General features: G+C 60.2%; 16 protein-coding genes. 5 read left to right on the forward strand and 11 right to left on the reverse strand.

Annotation, left to right across the window (positions count from 1 at the left end):
- Nucleotides 1–6 precede the first annotated feature (6 nt).
- From carB to dnaJ, 5 genes are all read left to right on the forward strand, one after another.
- Nucleotides 7–3,246: a carbamoyl-phosphate synthase large subunit gene (carB, locus tag P5540_06860; GenBank protein ID HRT64534.1), complete on the forward strand. Its 3,240-nt coding sequence runs from the start codon at nucleotides 7–9 to the stop codon at nucleotides 3,244–3,246.
- A gap of 281 nt (nucleotides 3,247–3,527) precedes the next feature.
- On the forward strand, nucleotides 3,528–4,580 hold the full coding sequence (gene hrcA, locus P5540_06865; protein HRT64535.1) for a heat-inducible transcriptional repressor HrcA: 1,053 nt from the start codon (nucleotides 3,528–3,530) through the stop codon (nucleotides 4,578–4,580).
- Nucleotides 4,581–4,612: 32 nt separating this feature from the next.
- Nucleotides 4,613–5,233, forward strand: a complete 621-nt coding sequence (gene grpE, locus P5540_06870) for a nucleotide exchange factor GrpE (GenBank protein ID HRT64536.1) — start codon at nucleotides 4,613–4,615, stop codon at nucleotides 5,231–5,233.
- 30 nt (nucleotides 5,234–5,263) lie between these two features.
- Nucleotides 5,264–7,192 carry a molecular chaperone DnaK gene (dnaK, locus tag P5540_06875; protein ID HRT64537.1) on the forward strand — a complete coding sequence of 643 codons (1,929 nt, stop codon included), beginning with the start codon at nucleotides 5,264–5,266 and terminating at the stop codon, nucleotides 7,190–7,192.
- Nucleotides 7,193–7,238: 46 nt separating this feature from the next.
- A complete protein-coding gene (dnaJ, locus tag P5540_06880) occupies nucleotides 7,239–8,378 on the forward strand; it encodes a molecular chaperone DnaJ (protein HRT64538.1) in 1,140 nt (379 codons plus the stop codon).
- 38 nt (nucleotides 8,379–8,416) lie between these two features.
- On the opposite strand, the gene P5540_06885 is transcribed toward dnaJ, so the two are convergent.
- The 11 genes from P5540_06885 to P5540_06935 form a co-directional block, all read right to left on the reverse strand.
- Complete coding sequence (locus tag P5540_06885) at nucleotides 8,417–9,247, reverse strand: SDR family NAD(P)-dependent oxidoreductase (protein ID HRT64539.1); 831 nt, start codon at nucleotides 9,245–9,247, stop codon at nucleotides 8,417–8,419.
- Nucleotides 9,248–9,414: 167 nt separating this feature from the next.
- Nucleotides 9,415–10,446 (reverse strand): hypothetical protein, encoded by a 1,032-nt coding sequence (locus tag P5540_06890; GenBank protein ID HRT64540.1) that lies wholly within the window; start codon nucleotides 10,444–10,446, stop codon nucleotides 9,415–9,417.
- Nucleotides 10,447–10,778: 332 nt separating this feature from the next.
- The gene (cydB, locus tag P5540_06895; GenBank protein ID HRT64541.1) at nucleotides 10,779–11,795 is read right to left on the reverse strand and encodes a cytochrome d ubiquinol oxidase subunit II; all 1,017 of its coding nucleotides are present in this window, start codon (nucleotides 11,793–11,795) and stop codon (nucleotides 10,779–10,781) included.
- Nucleotides 11,796–11,797: 2 nt separating this feature from the next.
- On the reverse strand, nucleotides 11,798–13,135 hold the full coding sequence (locus P5540_06900; protein ID HRT64542.1) for a cytochrome ubiquinol oxidase subunit I: 1,338 nt from the start codon (nucleotides 13,133–13,135) through the stop codon (nucleotides 11,798–11,800).
- An 89-nt stretch (nucleotides 13,136–13,224) separates the two neighbouring features.
- Nucleotides 13,225–14,421, reverse strand: coding sequence for an FprA family A-type flavoprotein (locus tag P5540_06905; GenBank protein ID HRT64543.1), 1,197 nt, complete (start codon nucleotides 14,419–14,421; stop codon nucleotides 13,225–13,227).
- A 16-nt stretch (nucleotides 14,422–14,437) separates the two neighbouring features.
- Entirely contained in the window at nucleotides 14,438–15,031 is a 594-nt protein-coding gene (locus P5540_06910; GenBank protein HRT64544.1) for a peroxiredoxin, read from the reverse strand.
- 46 nt (nucleotides 15,032–15,077) lie between these two features.
- On the reverse strand, nucleotides 15,078–15,575 hold the full coding sequence (locus tag P5540_06915; GenBank protein ID HRT64545.1) for a ferritin family protein: 498 nt from the start codon (nucleotides 15,573–15,575) through the stop codon (nucleotides 15,078–15,080).
- Between the two features lie 50 nt (nucleotides 15,576–15,625).
- Nucleotides 15,626–16,126, reverse strand: coding sequence for a ferritin family protein (locus P5540_06920; GenBank protein HRT64546.1), 501 nt, complete (start codon nucleotides 16,124–16,126; stop codon nucleotides 15,626–15,628).
- Nucleotides 16,126–16,641, reverse strand: a complete 516-nt coding sequence (locus P5540_06925) for a ferritin (protein HRT64547.1) — start codon at nucleotides 16,639–16,641, stop codon at nucleotides 16,126–16,128. Before P5540_06925 ends, P5540_06920 begins: the two co-directional genes overlap by 1 nt.
- Nucleotides 16,642–16,645: 4 nt before the next feature.
- Nucleotides 16,646–17,020: a desulfoferrodoxin gene (locus P5540_06930; GenBank protein HRT64548.1), complete on the reverse strand. Its 375-nt coding sequence runs from the start codon at nucleotides 17,018–17,020 to the stop codon at nucleotides 16,646–16,648.
- Nucleotides 17,021–17,128: 108 nt separating this feature from the next.
- Nucleotides 17,129–17,704, reverse strand: coding sequence for a rubrerythrin family protein (locus tag P5540_06935; GenBank protein ID HRT64549.1), 576 nt, complete (start codon nucleotides 17,702–17,704; stop codon nucleotides 17,129–17,131).
- Nucleotides 17,705–17,723 lie beyond the last annotated feature (19 nt).

Genomic DNA, 17,723 nt, shown 5'->3' on the forward strand with positions numbered 1-17,723 from the left:
CCTGAAATGCCCAAACGAACGGATCTGCACAAAATCCTGCTGATTGGTTCCGGCCCCATCGTCATTGGCCAGGCCTGCGAATTCGATTATTCCGGCACGCAAGCCTGCAAGGCTCTGCGCGAAGAGGGATACGAGGTTGTCCTGGTCAACAGCAATCCCGCGACAATCATGACCGATCCGGAAACGGCGGACCGGACCTACATCGAGCCGTTGACCGCCGCCATGCTCGAACAGATAATCGCGCGGGAACGGCCCGATGCCCTATTGCCGACCGTGGGCGGGCAAACGGGGCTGAATCTTTCGGTCGAACTGGCCGAGACGGGCATTCTGGAAAAATACGACTGCGAACTCATCGGCGCGCGTCTGGGCGCAATCAAGAAGGCCGAGGATCGCGGCCTGTTTCGCGAGGCCATGTTGCGCATCGGGCTCGAAGTGCCCCGTAGCCGGGTCGTCCATTCGCTCGCGGAAGCCCGCGAATTCGGCGCCGAACTCAATTACAACGCGATCGTTCGTCCGGCCTTCACGCTGGGCGGGATGGGCGCGGGCGTGTCCTACAACCGCGATGAATACGATGGCGTGGTCGAATGGGGGCTTTCGTGCAGCCCCATCAACGAGGTGCTGATAGAGGAATCGGTCATCGGATGGAAGGAATACGAACTCGAGGTGATGCGCGACATGAACGACAACGTCGTGATCATCTGCTCGATCGAAAATTTCGATCCCATGGGGATTCATACCGGTGACAGCATCACGGTTGCGCCGGCTCAGACGCTGACCGACAAGGAATACCAGGTCATGCGCGATGCGGCCATCGCGATTATCCGCGAAATCGGCGTGGATACCGGCGGGTCGAACATCCAGTTTGCCGTGCATCCGGGCAACGGGCGGATGGTTGTCATTGAAATGAATCCCCGCGTGTCGCGCAGTTCCGCGCTCGCTTCGAAAGCCACGGGATTTCCCATCGCCAAGATTGCGGCCAAACTGGCCGTGGGTTACTTCCTCAATGAAATTCCGAACGATATCACGCGCGAAACGCCGGCCTCGTTCGAGCCGACCATTGACTATTGCGTGACGAAGATCCCGCGCTGGGCCTTTGAAAAGTTCCGCGGCGCCGACTCGAACCTGACGGTCCAGATGAAAAGTGTCGGCGAAACGATGAGCATCGGCCGGACCTTCAAGGAATCGCTCCAAAAGGGCATCCGCGGCCTCGAAATCGGGCGTTTCGGCCTTGGCGCCGATGGCCGGGACAAGCCGCTGACCGGAAATCCCTGCTCGCCGGAGGAAAAGGAAGCCCTGTTGCGCGAGATCCGCACGCCGCGCCCCGAACGCCTGGTCCGGTTGGCGCAGGCGTTCCGCGCGGGGGCCAGCGTCGAGGAATTGTTCGAGGCGACGAAGATTGACCCGTGGTTCCTTGAAAACATGCGGCAGATTGTCGAAGAAGAAGAGGCGCTGCGCACGGCGAATCCCGACGATTCCGGCGTGCTGCGCAAGGCCAAACAATGCGGCTTTTCGGACCGTCAACTGGGTTTCCTGTGGAACATGGATCCGATCGAAGTCCGGGCGCTGCGCACGAAACATGGCGTCGTCCCGACCTATCGCCTCGTGGATACCTGCGCGTCGGAATTCGAGGCCTATACACCCTATTACTACTCGACCTACGGCGACGAGGACGAGGTGCGGCCGGCCGCGAAGGACAAGATAATGATTCTGGGCGGCGGCCCGAACCGCATCGGGCAGGGCATCGAATTCGACTACTGTTGCGTGCACGCCGTCTTTGCGCTCAAGGAAGACGGATACGAGACCATCATGGTCAACAGCAATCCGGAAACGGTCTCGACCGATTACGACACCGCGGACCGGCTCTATTTCGAGCCGGTCACGTTCGAGGACGTCCTGAACATCGTCGAACGCGAAAAACCCAAGGGGGTCATCGTGCAATTCGGCGGCCAGACGCCCCTCAATCTCGCCGTCGCGCTTGAAAAGGCCGGCGTGCCGATTATCGGAACATCGCCGGACAGCATCGCGCGCGCCGAAGATCGCAAGCGTTTTCGTGAGGTGGTCGAAAAACTCAACCTGCTTCAGCCCGCGAACGACACGGCGACGTCGCTCGCGGAAGCCCGTGTCATCGCGGAGCGGATCGGCTATCCCGTGGTCGTGCGGCCGTCGTTCGTGCTCGGCGGGCGCGCCATGGAAATCGTCTACGACCGGGAATCGCTCGACCGTTACATGACGATGGCCGTGGATGCGTCGCCCGAACATCCCATCCTGATTGACAAATTCCTTGAGGCGGCCATTGAAATTGACGTGGACGCCCTCGGCGACGGAACCGATGTGATCGTAGCGGGCGTCATGCAGCATATCGAGGAAGCCGGCATCCACTCCGGCGACAGTGCGTGCATTCTGCCGCCCTACGATTTGCCGGCATTCGTCATTGAACGCATCAAGGACCAGACGCGCGCACTGGCGCACGAACTGGGCGTCGTCGGTCTCATGAACGTGCAATATGCCGTGCGCGACGACGATATCTACATTCTCGAAGTGAATCCGCGCGCTTCGCGGACCGTGCCGTTCGTGAGCAAGGCGACGGGATTGCCGCTGGCGAAAATCGCCGCGCGCGTCATGGCCGGCAAGACCCTTCGCGAACTCGGCGTGACCGCGGATCCCGTGCCCAATTATGTCTCGGCCAAGGAAGTTGTTCTGCCGTTCATCAAATTCCCCGGGGTGGACATTCTGCTCGGACCCGAAATGCGCAGCACGGGCGAGGTCATGGGCATTGACCGCAACATGGGCCTTGCCTTTGCGAAGAGCCAGATCGCCGCGGGCAATTCCATGCCGCAATCCGGCGCCGTCTTTTTGAGTCTCAACCGCCTCGACCGCGCCAAAATGGGGACCATCGGCCAAGACCTTGCGGATCTGGGTTTCAAACTCCTGGCCACCAAGGCCACGGCCGCCGCCTTGCGCGAGCAGGGCATCGAAGTCGAAACGGTCCACAAGGTCGGCGAGGGCCGGCCCCATATCGTGGACCGCATGATCAACGGCGAGGTGGACTGGATTATCAACACGCCGCTCGGAAGCGAGTCCAGCGCGGACAGCAAGGCCATCCGGCGCACCGCCATCGAGCGGGGACTGCCGATCATGACCACCCTCGCCGCCGCCCGCGCCGGTATCCAAGCCCTGCGCGCCATGCGCGAATCCGAAATGTGCGTTCTATCCCTGCATGAATACCATGCCTCCCTTACGATGTAAGGCGGGTTCCCGGTTTCGGCCGTTATCGCCGGAATGAATAGGCCCCCCGTCCTTTGCGTCCTTGCGTCCATTTCCCTTTTCCATTGTGGGTCACCGGGGGGCTCAACCCGCCTGAGAGACAGGGGCCTATTCCCTTTTCTTTACTGTAACCGTCTGTCTTGAAATAATTTACGATTTTATAACAACCTATCCAGCCCCAAAATCCTTGACAAACGGTATGGGGTATGCTACACTCAGACGAGTTGTTAGCACTCTCTTCTGTCGAGTGCTAAGGTGGTTTCATGGATCAAAATACGAAACTGAATGAACGGGAAGAGTTGATACTCCGCGCGGTCGTCCAGTGTTACATCACGACAGCGGAACCGGTGGGTTCTCGCGTGATCGTAAAGCGGTTTGGATTGGATTTCAGCCCGGCCACGGTGCGCAATGTGATGGCCGATCTCGAAGAGGCTGGTTACTTGCAGCAGTTGCACACGAGTTCGGGCCGCGTGCCGACGGATCGCGGATACCGGTATTACGTGGATTATCTGATGGGCGTCCAGGAATTGACGCTGGCCGAGCGCGCGCGGATCGAGCGCGAGATGTCTTCCCGCCTGAACGACGCGGACGAGATCATGCGCCAGACCAGCCAGTTGTTGGCGCTGGTGTCCCATCAGACCGGCATGGTCCAGGCGCCGGACGAGGACAATGCCCGGGTGCAGCACATCGAAGTGATGCCGGTGTCGCCGACGCGCGCGGCGGTGATGGTGGCGGATAGTTACGGGCGTGTGCACACGGCCATACTTCAATGGGACGACGGATCGGGGCCGGATGAATTCGTAAAGTTGAGCCGTTTTTTGAATGAACATATGCGCGGGGTATCCTGCGACCAGATGGTAGCGCGGATGCATGGGATCGTACGGATGGTCTTGGATGAAAACCGGATCCTGGCGGAGCGTGCGCTGCGCATACTGCAACTGTTGCCGGCCAACCGGCCCGCGCCGTTGTATCTGGAAGGGGCCGCGCAATTGTTTGAGCAGCCGGAATTTCGCGACATTGACCGGGCACGCGAGGTGTTCGGCGTGCTCGAGGAACGTGAACGCCTGGCGGCCCTATTGCGGGCGAATGTGGCCAAAGCCGGGAAGGGCGCGTCGGTTTGGATAGGATCGGAAAGCCAAGAACCCGGCCTGCGTGAAATCAGTGTCGTGGCATCGCCTTACCATGTGGGCAATGAGCCGGCGGGCGTGATAGGCATATTGGGCCCCCGCCGGATGCCGTATCAGCGGTTGACGGCGGTGGTGGATTATACGGCCGCCATGTTGAGCCGGTTTCTGACCCGCCTGGCGGGCGTATAGCACAGGGTCGCGGGCATGTTTTGAAGGGAATTATGAAGAAAGACGCCTTGAAAAAAACCGAATTGGAGAAAAAACTCGAAGCGGAGGCGGCCCAGGAGAAAACCGGGACGCAACCGGAACCGCCGCCGCCGCCGGAAGTGGATGTGGCGGCGCTGCTGGCCGAACGGGACGCCTTGCGGGCCGAATGCGATGCGCAGAAGGATCAGTTTCTACGGACGCGGGCGGATTTCGACAACTATCGCAAACGAATGTTGCGCGAAATGGATCAAATCCGGATCATGGCCGCGGAACGGCTCGTGCAGGATCTGTTGCCGGTGCTGGACAATCTGGAACGGGCGGTTGAACATGCCCAAGCGGAACCGGCCGGTCTAATCGAAGGGGTTGAAATGGTGGCAAAACAATTCCGCGATGCGTTGGGCCGCCATGGTGTAGAGCCGATTGCCGCGGCGGGCCAGCCGTTCGATCCGGCCTGCCACGAGGCGGTGGCCTGCCTTGAGACGGCCGATTGTCCGCCTGATCATGTGGCACGGGAAATGCTAAAGGGATATCGAATGGGCGGCTCGGTGATACGGCCCGCCAAGGTCGTTGTGGGCAAAGCGCCCGCCGAGGAACCGCCTGCGGAAACAAACGAATCGGAAACCAGTACAGAATAGCGCATAGGCGCGCGTGGAGGATACGACATTATGGGCAAGGTAATCGGAATTGACCTCGGAACAACGAACTCGTGCGTCGCCGTCATGGAAGCCGGCGAACCGGTCGTCATAGCCAATGCGGAAGGTAGCCGGACAACCCCGTCCGTCGTGGCGTTCACCAAGGACGGCGAGCGGCTGGTGGGCACTGTCGCCAAGCGCCAGGCCGTGACCAATCCCCAAAACACGGTGTTTTCCATCAAACGTTTCATGGGACGCCGCTACAACGAAGTCGGATCGGAAGAGAAACTCGTCCCGTACAAGGTCTCGGCCACCTCGACCGGCGACTGTCAGGTCATGGTCCAGGGGAAAACGTATCGCCCGCCGGAAATCTCCGCGATGATCCTGCAAAAAATGAAGGAAACGGCGGAAACTTACCTCGGTGAAAAAGTGACCCAGGCGGTCATCACGGTGCCCGCCTATTTCAACGACGCCCAGCGGCAAGCCACCAAAGACGCGGGCCGCATTGCGGGACTCGATGTGCTGCGCATCATCAACGAGCCCACGGCCGCCGCGCTGGCCTATGGCCTCGACAAAAAGAAAAGCGAAAAGGTCGCCGTGTACGACTTGGGCGGCGGCACGTTCGACATCTCGATCCTCGCCATTGGCGACGACAGTTTCGAGGTGAAAAGCACCAACGGCGACACGCACCTGGGCGGGGACGATTTCGACCAGTGCATCATCACATGGCTGGCGGACGAATTCCTGCGCGACCAGGGCATCGATCTGCGCAAGGATCCCATGGCCCTGCAACGCCTCAAGGAAGCCGCCGAAAAGGCCAAGTGCGAACTTTCCACCGTTATGTCCACCGACATCAATCTGCCGTTTATCACGGCCGATGCCTCGGGGCCGAAACACATGAACTACACGCTTACCCGAGCCAAACTTGAACAACTGTGCGATGCCCTCCTGCAGCGCACCAAGCAACCGTGTTTCCGCGCGCTCGAGGATGCCGGACTCAAGGCGTCGGACATTGATGAAGTGATCCTGGTAGGCGGTATGACGCGCATGCCGGCCGTCGGGGCCATTGTAAAGAACATTTTCGGCAAGGAGCCCCATCGGGGCGTGAATCCGGACGAGGTCGTGGCGATCGGCGCCGCCATTCAGGCGGGCGTGCTGGGGGGTGAAGTGAAGGATGTTCTACTGCTCGATGTTACACCACTATCGCTCGGAATTGAAACACTTGGCGGCATCTGCACCAAGTTGATCGAACGAAACACGACTATCCCGGTCACCAAACGGCAAATATTTTCAACCGCCGCGGACAACCAGACAGCCGTCACGATCCACGTTCTTCAGGGCGAGCGTGAACTGGCCGCGGACAACCGCACGCTGGGCCGTTTCGACTTGGTGGGCATTCCGCCGGCGCCGCGCGGCATCCCCCAGATCGAAGTGGCGTTCGACATTGACGCAAACGGGATCGTGCACGTGTCGGCCAAGGATCTTGCCACGGGCAAGGAACAGAAGATACGTATTGAATCGTCGAGCGGCCTGAGCGAGGAAGAAATCAAAAAGATGGTTCGCGACGCCGAATCGCACGCCAAGGAAGATCAGGAACGCAAACACAAGATTGAGGTCCACAACAATGCGGACACGCTCGCCTATGGCACGGAGAAGATGCTGCGTGAAAACGCGGACAAAGTTTCGGCGCAGGACAAGGCGGCCATCGAGTCGGCGTTGGCCGAACTGCGGTCGGTGATGAACGGCGACGACATTCCCGCCATCGAGGCCGCCATGCAGAAAGTGACGCAGGCGTCGCACAAGATGGCCGAGGCGATGTATGCCGCGGCGGCCGCGCAGCAACAACAGGCCGGCGGATCGGGATCGGGACAGGCAGGGCCTTCGGAAGGGCGTGACCCACAGCCCAAGGATGGCACAATGGACGCCGATTTCACCGTGGTGGATGATGGTACGAAGAATTGAGGCAAGGCGGGTTTCCCGATAACGGAACCCACGGCTGGGAGCACAGATGCCTGAACGCGATCCGTATGAAGTGCTGGGCGTCTCGCGGGGAGCCTCGGACGAGGAAATCCGCAAGGCGTACCTCAAACTTGCGCACAAATACCATCCGGACAAGACCGGCGGCGACAAGGCCGCAGAGGAAAAGTTGAAGGAGATCAACGCCTCTTACGACATTCTCAAGAATCCGGAGAAACGCAAGCAGTATGACCGGTTCGGCCATGCCGGCGATCCGTTCGGCGGCGCGGGCGGACCGTTCAGCGGCGGATTCGGAGGGTTCGGCGGCGCGGGCCAAGGGTTTGAAAACGCCTTTGAAGATGTCTTCGACATGTTCTTTGGGCGATCGGGCGGCGGCGGCCGCCGCCAACGCGGTCCGCGGGCCGGCAACGATCTCGAATACAAGGTTTCGATTACCTTGCGCGAGGCCGCGGCCGGCGTGAAAAAGACGATCCGCTTTGGCCGGATGGAGACATGCAACGAATGCGCGGGATCCGGCGCGGCGGCTGGGTCGCGCCCCGAAGTCTGCCCGGCCTGCCAAGGGTCGGGGCAGACCCATATCGCCCGCGGATTCTTCAGCGTGACGCAGACCTGCGGACGCTGTCGCGGGACGGGGCGGACGGTTTCAAAACCCTGCCACCGTTGCGGCGGGGAGGGCCGGACGCGTATCCAGCGGGAGATTGCCGTTGATATTCCGGCGGGAGTTGACACCGGCCTGCGCCTGCGTGTCGCGGGCGAGGGTGAACCGGGTGAAAACGGCGGACCGCGCGGCGATTTGCACATCTATATCGAAGTCCAACAGGATGAACTCTTCGTGCGCGAAGGATCGGATATCCTGTGCGAGGTCCCCGTCAGTTTTCCGAAGGCGGTCCTTGGCGCGACGATTCGCGTGCCCACGCTCAGCGGAGAAGCCGAATTGAAAGTGCCCGCCGGAACGCAGTCCGGCGCGATACTGCGGCTGCGCGGACTGGGTATGCCCGACTTGCGCGGCTATCGCCACGGGGATCAACTCGTTCGGATCGTCGTCGAGGTTCCCACGCGTCTCACCCGGCGCCAGCGCGAACTCATGCAGGAATTTGAAAACGAAAGCGACGAGAAAGCCTATCCGCTTTATCGCCGCTTTGTGGACAAGATCAAGAAATTTCAGGGATAGGGCGGAGACGCTGTGGAATTCCGCCCCCTTGCGTGGCGTTACTTCATGATTTCCTGGATACGCGCGGCGATTTCCTGGGGCGACCACAAGGCCCCGGCCGCGTCGGCCCCGTCGGTGATCTGATACCGGAATTCGCAATAGTGGCCGCCTTGCGCACCGAATAGGCGTCCGGTCAGTCCGCTGGACAATTCCGATGCCAGAAAGACGACGAGCGGACTGATCTTTTCGGGGGTCAGATCATCCGGTACGGCGGCAATGTCCGCGGTCATTCGGGTCTTGGCCAGCGGCACGATGGCGTTGACCGTGATGTTGTGTTTCGCGAATTCGATGGCGGCGACGCGCGTGAATCCCGCAATGCCGGCTTTGGCCGCGCCATAGTTCGACTGGCCGAAATTGCCGATGAGTCCCGCAATGGAACTTGTGTTGATGATTCGCCCGCCTTGGCCCTGCTCGACCATCTTGCGCGCTGCGGCCTGCGTGACCGCAAAAGTGCCTTTCAAATGCACCGCAATAACCGCGTCCCACATCGCCTCTTCCATTTTGAGAAGCGATTTGTCGCGCAAAATGCCCGCATTGTTGACCACGATATCCACGCGCCCGAAAGCGTCCAGGGCTGTCTTCACAATTCCCGCCGCGCCCTCAAGCGTCGCCACGCTGTCGTAATTGGGAGCCGCCTCGCCGCCCGCGGCGCGAATCTCATCCACCACCTGCTGGGCCATTCGCGTGTCGGCGCCCGTGCCGTCGCGCGCGCCGCCGAGATCGTTCACGACGACCTTCGCGCCTTCGGCCGCCAGCGCCAATGCATGGCAACGTCCCAATCCGCCGCCCGCTCCCGTTACAATCGCCACTTTGCCGTCCAGAAGTCCCATTGCGTGCCAACCTCCATTTCAAAACACACTTCAACACTCGACCGACTGCCGGTTTCGCAGGGGGAGTGTAGCATGAAACCGTCGCCGCCGCCTAACCTGTGGCCAACACCACGTACGGTTTCCGGATTGCCGGGTGACTTTTCGGCGTCCTGACAAGCAACGGGTCTTCAGGGCACGGCCAGCGCGATGCCGCGGATTTCGTGAATCTCGACGTTTCCGATGGTCTTTTCCTTGGCGGGCGAGACGGCGCAATAGAAGTGGTGGAGTCTGCCGTCCACGGAAAAGACGGCGGGTTTGTGGGCATAGGTTGCGTCAATGCTGCCAGGTCGGCCCACGTCAACCAGAATCTCGTTCGACTTGCGCCAGTGAACCAGATCTTCGGAAAAGGCTACGGTGTCGCGCGCGCGCCCGTCGCTCGACAGGGTGTAGTAGAACATGACCCAGGTATCCCCGCACCGCAACACGCATGGATCACTGCAGAATACGTCGTCGAAAGCGCCTTTCGGACCCACCGGAATCAACGGGTTGCCCGCGTGTCGTGTCCATGTCTTGAGATCCCTCGAAGTGGCGAGGCCGATCTGCTCGATCCACGGCGAATCCGCGGTCTTGGCGTTGTAAAAGAGATAAAACACACCCTCGTGCTCGACCAGGCACGATTTGTAGAGGCCGCCGCGTTCCCATGCGCCCGCGTCTGAATCCGACGCGCGCAGACAGGGGTCCTTCACGCGCCACTTGCGGAAATCGGCGCTCCAGCACAGGCCGATGGCCGCCGGACCGGTCTCGTATCCGGCCTGCGGGTAGGCGTGGTAGGTTCCGAGGTAGCGGTCTTCGAAGGTTTTCAGCCGGCCCTCGCCGAACAAATCGTTGTCGCGAACGATCCACGTCAGCGCGGCGTTGAATTCCGTCGTGGAACCCGCGGGCCCGCGGTCGAGAATCAGCCCTTCCTTTTCCCAGCGCAGCAGATCGGTGGACGACGCCAGGCCGGTGCGATAGCCAATGCCGTCGAAGCCGATATACGTCATGTAGTAACGCCGTTTGTGGCGGAAGATGAACGGGCAATCCGTCGCGAGCGAATCGAATTCGCCTTTGGCGTACGACGCCTTCAACACCAGTTCCGGAAATTTGTGCGGCGTGCGCAACCGCTTGAGCAGGTCCTCGTCCGGCGCCGTATGGGGCCGGGGTTCTTCGGATGTAGTCATCGTCTCTCCATTGGCAACCATGCTTGCCGACATCAAACCCATCGCCCTGAGAAATTCTCGTCGTGAAAAAAGAGCGTTCGTATACAACGGTTGTCCGATCCCCCCTTTTATGCAGTCGAAAAATTCATGCGTCATTCACCGAACAATTCGCCAAGAACCGACAATACCTCCCGTTGGCCGGGGGGAGCAATTCGTCCGTTGCGCTTGGCCAATCGAATTCTGTTGATCGTTCGGACACAACGCCGCCATCGCAAAAAAATGACAACGATCGCATTGCGCGTCTCCTTGAACCCGAAGGGTTCCCGTCCCGGTATTGCGGGTGGAAGGATCGTTCAATATCCCTCGTCCGAATGCCGCACGGTTCCCCGAAACACCCGGTAAACATAGGCCGTGTAGACGAGCATGACGGGCACGCCGACGGCGGCAATGATGAACATGACCTTCAGGGTCAACGGTGTGGACGATGCGTTGTAAATGGTCAGGCTGAAGGACGGATAGAGTCGCGACGGCACGAGCATGGGGTAGAGGCTGATGCCGGCCATGGCGATCATCGAGGCAATCGTTGCGGCGCTGGCCACGAAGGCGCGGCCATAGCGCCGTCCGGTCAGGGCGGCCGGAACGCACGGGATGGACACGAGCAGTGGAATCAGCGCAAGATAAAACAGCATGTTTTGGCTGAGTTTCTCGAAAAGGAAGGGGGAGGTCGTCAACGTGAAGAAGGTGACCGGTATGTAGAGCACGGCCAAAGCGGCCCAGCCGCCCATGGCCCATGAGTGCATGCGCTCGCGTAGTTCGCCGTCGGTCTTGAGCGCAAGGTATGCGCCGCCGTGCATGATGAACATGGCAAGTCCCAGAACGCCCACCGACAACGCATAGGGATTGAGCAGGCCAAGGAAAGTTCCGGTGAATTCGCCCTTGGAATCAATGGGGAGTCCGCGCAGAATGTTGCCGAACGCCACGCCGAACAGGATCGCGGCGACCAGGCTGCCCAGCCCAAAGGCCCAGCCCCATGCATAATGCCATCGGACGGAATCCACCTTGCCGTAAAATTCAAGCGAAACCGCCCGAAAGATCAATGCGACGAGCAGCAGGACGAATGCGATATAGAATCCGCTGAACACGGCCGCATATACCGGCGGGAACGCCGCGAACAAGGCGCCGCCCGCCGTGAGCAGCCAGACCTCGTTGCCGTCCCAAACGGGGGCGATGGCCTTCATGCAGAGGCGCTTCTCCCTTGGATCGCGCAGAAACAGGGAAATGACGCCCGCGCCGAGATCGAATCCGTCGAGTATGGCGTAGCCGACGATAAGCACGCCGACGAGCAGAAACCAAATCGTGTTGAGGTCCAACATCATGCGGCCTCCTTGCCGGCGGCGGTTTCGGGTCCGCGCCGCGCCGTGGTCACGCACAGATAAAGATACAATGCGAAGAGCAGCGCATACACCGCTCCGAACAGGATGATGGAAAACAGCACTTCGCCGCCGGTCAATCGCGGCGAGACGGCGTCGGCGGTTTTGAGCAATCCGTAAACAATCCAGGGCTGCCGCCCGACTTCCGCCACAATCCAGCCGGCCTGGCAGGCGATCACCGGTAGGGGAATCGCCATGATCAACCCCCATAGATACAGTTTGTCTTCCCACAGGCGGCCGCGCCAAAGTTGGAACAAACCGTACGCCGTGAGGGCGATGAACAACGAACCGAGTCCGACCATGGCATGAAATCCCATGAACGGCAGAAAGACCGGCGGGCGTTCATCGGGCGGGAAATCGTTCAGGCCCTTGACGACGTAATCCGGACGCATGCCGACGAGCAGGCTCAACAGGCTGGGCGCGCGGACCGCTCCGATGAGGCCGGTTTCGGTGGGAATGCCGATCAGGGTCAGCGGGGCGTTGGGACCGGTCTCGAAGAGGCCCTCGAATGCGGCGAGTTTGGCGGGTTGCTGATGGGCGATTTGCCGGGCATGCTCGTGACCGAACGGGAAGAGCTCGAGCACGGACGCAATGAAACCGGCGACGACCGCGATGCGCAACGCGCGCCGCGCCACTTCATTTGTCTTGTCTTTCAGCAGGAGGTAGGCGGAGATGCCCGCGACGAGAAACGCGCCGCATATCACGGCGGCATCCATTGTGTGCAGGAATCGAATGGGCATCGAGCGGTTGAACACCGCGGCGGCGAAACTCGTCAATTCGGCCCGGCCCGTTTCTGAATTGAAGACATAGCCGGCGGGGGTCTGCTGCCACGAATTGGCCACGAGAATCCAGAACGCCGACAAGGTGGCGCCCACGGCGACCATCAGAATGGAAAACCAATGCGCGCCCTTGGAAACACGCCCGCGTCCGAACAGGTACAATCCAAGGAACGTGGACTCCAAGAAGAAGGAGAAGACGGCCTCGGCGGCCAGCGGGGCGCCGAAGATGTCGCCCACGAACCGGGCGTATTGCGCCCAGTTCGTGCCGAACTGGAACTCCATCGTGATGCCGGTCGCGACGCCCATCGCGAACGTCAGGGCCAAAAATTTCGCAAAAAAGCGGCCCATCCGCTCGTAGACCGGATCGTTTCGCCGCCATGCCCGCCATTCGACGAGCACGAGGAAGTAGGCCAGCCCGATGCTGAGCGGGGGGAAAATGAAATGAAATCCCACCGTCATGGCGAACTGGATTCGAGAGAGCAACACCGGATCCAAATGCATAACGCTCCTTCTCTTTGCGCGGATTCCCGCCGGAACTCTTGATTGAGATAGTGCGGCTGGGCCGTCTTGGGCGCCTCAAGACTACCTTGCTAGAGGCTTTCTTTCAACTTGCGCGCCAGCTCGTGTCCCAACGCGCGACAACGTTCGAGCGCCGACTCGTCCGGCACATACTGAACTGAAACCGGTTCGGCGGCCAGCGGGATCTTCATGGCGGCCAGGGCCTCTTTGGCCTGGGCCACGCCCTCGCCGTTCCATCCGTATGAGCCGAACACGGCGCCCGTCAGATTCTTGCGTTTCAAACCCTTGAGATAACTCAGCACGTCGGCCAACGCGGGAAACATGCAGGCGTTCAGGGTCGGTGTGCCCACCACGAGCGCGCCGCACTCCAAGTATTCCGTCGCGATGTTGCTGCGGTGGCAGGCGCTCGCGCGGCACAGGACCGCCTCGACGCCTTCGGCCCGCAGGCCGTCCGCCACGGCGCCGGCCATCGCCTCGGTGCTGTACCACATCGTATCGTACACAATAAGCGCCTTGGCCGCGGGCTTCTGCGCCGCCCACGCGCCGTACCATTCGATGACGCGCTCGGGATTTTTCCGCCAGAGGGGCCCGTGATCGGGAAGGATCGCGCCGATGCGGAGTCCGGCGGTTTTTTCGAGGGCCATCTTGACCATCGGGGAAAACGGCAGCAGGATGTTCGCGTAATATTTCGCCGTTTCTTCGTGCAAGACAGCCGGGTCTATTTCGTCCGCGAAACGCTCGTCCGACGCCAAGTGCATGCCGAACCCGTCCTGCGAAAAAAGCAGTTCCTCTTCCGGCAGGTGACAAAACATGCTGTCGGGCCAGTGCAGCATGCGCGTTTCATAAAACGCCAGCGTGCGATTGCCCAGCGACACGGTTTCGCCGTCGGCCACGGCCGTTGCGCCGAGATCCGTGTGGAAATGGGCGGCCAAGGCCTTCAGGCCGTTTGCGGAGGCGAAGATCTTTTCCGGGCGGACACACGCGACGGTCCTCGGCAGGCAGCCGGTATGATCCAACTCCGAATGATTCGACACGATGAAATCAATGCGCGACGGATCGACCACCGAGGCGATGCGCGCCATCATTTCGTCGAAAAAGGGCGCGCGCACGGTGTCCACCAGCGTGATTTTGTCGGCCCGGATCAGAAACGCGTTGTACGTCGTTCCCCGTTCGGTGGAATAACCGTGGAAATCGCGCAGATCGCGATCAATCGCACCGACCCAATACACATCATCCGTTATGCGGACGGCGTCCGCGGAATGGCCCATGATGAACGTCCGCCGGTTATTTCCCGTGTTTGGCCAAGTAGGCCGCCACGCCTTCCGCGGACGGTTTCATGGCCTCCTCGCCTTCTTTCCAATTGGCCGGGCATACGTCGCCGTGCTTCTCGTAATGCTGAAGGGCCGACAACAGGCGCAACGCCTCGTCCACGCTGCGTCCCAGCGGCAGATCGTTGACCAGTTGATGGCGCACAATGCCTTCCTTGTCTATCAGGAACAGGCCGCGCAGCGAGATGGCCTCGTTGATCAGCACGCCGTAGTTGCGGGAGATGCTTTTGTTCAGATCGGACACCATCGGGAATTGGACCTTTCCGATGCCGCCCTTTTCGACGGGGGTGTTGCGCCATGCCCAATGCGAGAAATGCGAATCCACGGACACGCCCACGACTTCGCAGTTTTTCGCCTTGAAATCGGCCAGGCGCTTGTCGAACGCGATGATCTCCGACGGACACACGAACGTGAAGTCCAGCGGATAGAAAAACAACACCACGTATTTGCCCCTGAGCGAGGAAAGCGAAAAGGCGTCGTTGAAGGAATTGTCCGGCATTACGGCGGTGGCCGTGAAATCCGGCGCGGGCTTGGTAACGAGAGTTTCCATGTTGTGTCTCCGGTCTTTGGCAGTCGTTGCCGTTTTGTTGGGGTTGTTACGACGCGATCTGGTCGAGATGGCGCGTCAGAATAATCACATGGCCCATTTCCTGGGCGATGATTTCGTCGAGCCGGGCGCCGCCGAATTTCTGCGGCACCATGATCTTGATGCCCTCATAAAAAATGATCGAGTCTTTTTCGCGCTGAATAGCGGCATTGAGGATGGTCTTGGCGTCTGTGCCGTCCTTGAGCACCTCCAGGGGATCCTCCTTCGGGTCGAACACGCACTTGTCGGCCATGCCCTTCAGGAATTCGTAGGCGTCGTTGTGGGGATCCAGGGGGGTCTCGGCGAGTTCGTCGCCGCTGAGTTTTTGTTGCATGTGGGCGAATACCTGCTCGTGCACCACCTCCATTTCGGCGAGGTCGTTCATGAGTTTCTTGCCGGCGGGATCGCCGATCAATTCCGCGGCCCTGCGATAATACGCGACGCCGTTGCGCTCGATGCGCTTCGCGATTTCAAATGCTTCGTTGGCGTTGAAAATCAGACTGCTCATTGCATTCTCCTTGTCGTGGCGTCCGCTTCGCACGGTCGCCGTGCATCCCGTTATGCCTTTTGCGCAAACACCGCCAGTTTGCGTCCCAGCAATGTAATATGACCCATTTCCTCGCGGATGATGGTTTCGATCCGCAATTTGTCCGCCGCATCCGGCACGGCGTCTTTCAGTCCGGTGTAAAACACCACCGATTCGCGTTCGCGTTGAATCGCAAAGGCCAACACGTCCCGCATCGAAACATTCGGGGCCAGCGCCGGCGGAACCGCCGCGCGCATGTCGAATATCTGGCCCGACGCGAAATGCTGGAGATACTGGGCCGCGTCGCTGTCCGCGTTGAACCATTCCGCGTCCGGTGCGTTGCCGACGACGCGGGCCATCAGGGCCGCGAAGGTGTGTTCGTGCTGGTCCTCCATAGCGGCCAGTTCCAGCAGTTCGCGTTTTGTGACCTCGTCGCTCATGACGGCGGCGGCGTTGCGGTAAAAGACCGCGCCGTTCCGTTCGATTTCGATGGCGATTTCGAAAATGTCCTTTGCGTCGAAGAAAAGGCCCATTACGCCTCTCCCGCCACGGGCGGCGTGAACACGCGGGCGGCCAGTTCCTGATCCACCAGGAACAGCGCGCCCGAATTGCTTCCGATAAGCTTGAGTTTCTGGACCAGCGCATCCGCGCTCGCCTCTTCTTCCACTTGTTCGTTGATGAACCAGTGCAGGAGGACGCTCGTGGCGTGATCGTTTTCCTTCGCGGCCAACGTGGCCAGTTTGTTGATCCGAGCGCTCACTTCCGTTTCGTGTTTATAGGTGGCCTGGAAGGCGTCCAATGGCGATTTCCATGTGGCCGGGGGCGCGGCGATGGCCTTGAGTTGAACGCGGCCCTGCCGGCTCAACAGGTAATCGAAGAATTTTTTTGCGTGAAAATCCTCTTCCTGCGCCTGAACCCGCATCCAGTTCTCGAAACCTTTGAGATTGATCGAGTCAAAATAGGCGGCCATCGCAAGATAGAGATACGACGAATACAATTCGGCGTTGATTTGATCGTTGATTGCGTCAACCATCTTTTTGCTTATCATGGAATCACCCTTTCCAGTAACCGTGCAGGTTGCAGTACGCCCGCGCCGCCGACGGCGCCGTCACATTCGGGAAAGTCGCTTCGGGCGCCTCGCCCGGCTTGAGAAAACGGGTGTATATCTCGTCGCCCGCCAGCAGTTCGATCCATTCGATGTAATGTTTTTCTTCCATGGGATGCGCCACGGCGCCGACCTTCACCTTGCAGCCCGCGGCATCCTGTTCGATAACGGGCACATGCTTTTCCTTGGCGGCGTCCCTCGTATTTTCGATCACCGCCGTCATCGGCTGGCCGCAACAGGTCAGCGTTCCGCCTCCTTCGGCGTAAACCATGACTATGTGTCCACACACTTCACACTCGAAAACTTGCAGTCGTTTCGCCATGTTCTCCTCCCGGCGGCGCATTTCCGCCCATAACGGTTGTTTGCCGTGTAAACCCTGTTTCCGGTTCAAATATTCCATGAACGCGCCGGAACGCATCCATGCGCTTGCTTAGACCAGGCCGGCATGGACTTCAAAATAGGCCTGTGGATGGCCGCAGGCGACGCATACGTCCGGCGCTTCGGTTCCTTCATGCAGATAGCCGCAGTTGCGACAGCGCCAAACCACCGGTTCCGGGCGTTTGAACACCGTTCCATTTTCGATCGTTTCAAGCAGGCGGCGGTAAAGATTCTCGTGATGTTTTTCGACGGTTGCCGTCGCCTCGAATATCGCGGCGATTTCCGAAAATCCTTCCTTGCGGGCGGTGTCGGCATAGGCCGGATACATGCGCGTCCATTCCTCATGTTCGCCTTCCGCGGCCGCCCGGAGGTTTTGGGCGGTCGTTCCGTTTCCGCCCGCCGCGAACGAGGCCCGAATTTCCAGCTCGCCGCCCGCCATTTGCTTGTAGAAAGCGCTGGCGTGGGCGCGTTCCTCCTCGACGGTTCGTGCAAACACGGCGGAAATCTGCTCGAAACCTTCTTTTTTGGCCTTCTTGGCAAAGAAACTGTACCGCATGGCCGCCTGGGATTCCCCCGCGAAGGCCGCCAGCAGATTCTTTTCCGTTTGGGTGCCCTTTACATTTGTCATGCGCGATTCCTTTCCCGGA

The sequence above is a fragment of the Candidatus Hydrogenedentota bacterium genome, from assembly GCA_035450225.1.
Lineage (GTDB): Bacteria > Hydrogenedentota > Hydrogenedentia > Hydrogenedentales > SLHB01 > DSVR01.